1 protein-coding gene and 1 pseudogene are annotated in these 1,801 nt (G+C 69.1%); both read left to right on the forward strand.

Features of this window, described 5'->3' with window-relative positions; translation table 11 throughout:
* A pseudogene (locus tag ACIQGQ_RS24330) lies at positions 1 to 218 on the forward strand (hypothetical protein); the annotation flags it as partial.
* Positions 219 to 942: 724 nt separating this feature from the next.
* The gene (locus ACIQGQ_RS24335; protein WP_402398803.1) at positions 943 to 1,170 is read left to right on the forward strand and encodes a hypothetical protein; all 228 of its coding nucleotides are present in this window, start codon (positions 943 to 945) and stop codon (positions 1,168 to 1,170) included.
* Positions 1,171 to 1,801: the final 631 nt, after the last annotated feature.

Consider the following 1,801-nt stretch of genomic DNA (forward strand, 5'->3'; position numbering starts at 1 on the left):
GTCTTCTCGACCGTAATTCCCCGGAGGAGATGCGTGCTTGGCTGGAGACTGGTTATTGGGAGGCCCAGGCCGAGGATGATCGGGTCGCCATCGCCACTATTCTCGGCAAGGCGCAGGCGAACGGTGACAAGCAGCTCGTCGCGGAGATCAGCGGTCTTTTCGACCGCGGCTCTGCGGAGGAGATACGCGCGTGGCTGGTGGCCTTCAGGGCGGCCTGAACGCGGTGATTCCGGCCGGGAGACGTCGGCCGCTGCGGGACCTGACCGGCCGCCACGCATTGCGCGGACGAGATCGCGTCCCGCCACGGTGTGAAGGCCGGGGCCTGGCCGGTCCTGCTGCGCCTGTTCACCGGGGCGCCGTCGGTGTTCCTGAACATCGGCGGGAGCTGGGAGAAGTCCGACTGGACCGGGGTGTTCCAGCACCTGGTGGCCCCGGGCCTGCTCGTGCTCCTCGCGGAGGCCGGCCCCGCGTGGCGGCGGAGCCTGGCGGCCAAGAAGGCCGCGGCCGAGGACGAGGCCGAGAAGGAGGCGGTCGCCCGGGCCGACCGCGCACGCAAGGAGCGCCGGGAGGAGGATGAGGATCGGCGGCGTGCGCAGCGTCGTGAGGACGATGAGCTCGCCCTCGACCTGGAGGAGCGCCGCGAGGCCGCCCGTGCGCTCGAAGCGCGGAGCCTGGATCTGGAGGAGAAGCGGATCACCGCACCAAATCCCGCAGCTCGGACCCTTGCTGACGTCACGACGGCACACCGTCGTGACGGCATGACGGCACTGGCCCCCACCGTTCCGGTGCACGTTGCCCGACCACGCCCCTGCCCCGGCCGCCGTACCCCCTGCGCGGCCGTCTGCGGCCGTACCGGTGCCGGTCGGGACTCCCCCCGGCCACTCTCCGGTCCAGGAGGCCGGCACGGGCGCCCTGGCGGCCTCGGCCGCCATCCGGCCGCAGGTGTCCGCCCGCCTCCCCGACGACGAGGAGGACCAGCCCAAGCAGCCCGTCCCCGCCGCGCCGGCGGAGCAGGTGAAGGACTGGGACCTGCCGGACCTTCCGCCCGAGTGCGGCTCCGGACTCGCTCCCGAACTGCTGACGGACGCCCAGGCCCAGGCCCGAATCGAATTTGGTTTTGGGGTGGGGTGGGTGCAGCGCCGTGTGGCGGTGTTCGCTGCGGGTAAGTGATGGGTGGGGCAGTGATCCTGATTCTCCGTGAGGGGATTCGGTGCCGCTGTTTTTGTTCGAGGTGTTCGGCGGTGTTTCCCGGTGGGGTCGGGAATGGTGCGCGGGCCGGTTCCCGGGGTCCGGTCCGGGTGTGTTTCCTGGTTCTGTGTTCGTGGTGCTGTCTCTGTTTCTCCGTCAGTTCTGTTCTTTCCCTCTCGTGTTTCCGTCCGCCGGGAGTGAATGGAAGGGGTGCCCCAGAATCCCAATCTCTACCCGGTCATATTCTCGTGATGCAGTCATGGGGCTGGGGTGTGGCAGATTCCCAATCGTCACCCCGGTCCGGACGTGGTGATGCAGCCGCCCTCCGCGCCAGGCCGGGCTGTGAGCCCACCGAACGCCCCAGCCTCCCCCGTAGCCAGCCGCCCGCGACAGCGGGCCCACCCAAGCCCCCACAACGCAGCAGGAGACGATGCACCGCCAGATGAGGGTGTGTCCGTGAGCGGAGCGGAGGACACGCCCGGCCGCCACGTGCCGCGTGAATTCCGGAGGAATTCACTATTCAATTCCGGAGGAATTGAATTAAAGCCCGTAGGGCTTTATCGTCTTGACGGTCCGTAGGACCGTGCGTCGTTCCTCCGGAGGAGGACGCGCG

Origin of the sequence: Streptomyces sp. NPDC092952, assembly GCF_044754785.1 — a bacterium.
In the GTDB taxonomy this organism is placed as follows: Bacteria; Actinomycetota; Actinomycetes; order Streptomycetales; family Streptomycetaceae; genus Streptomyces.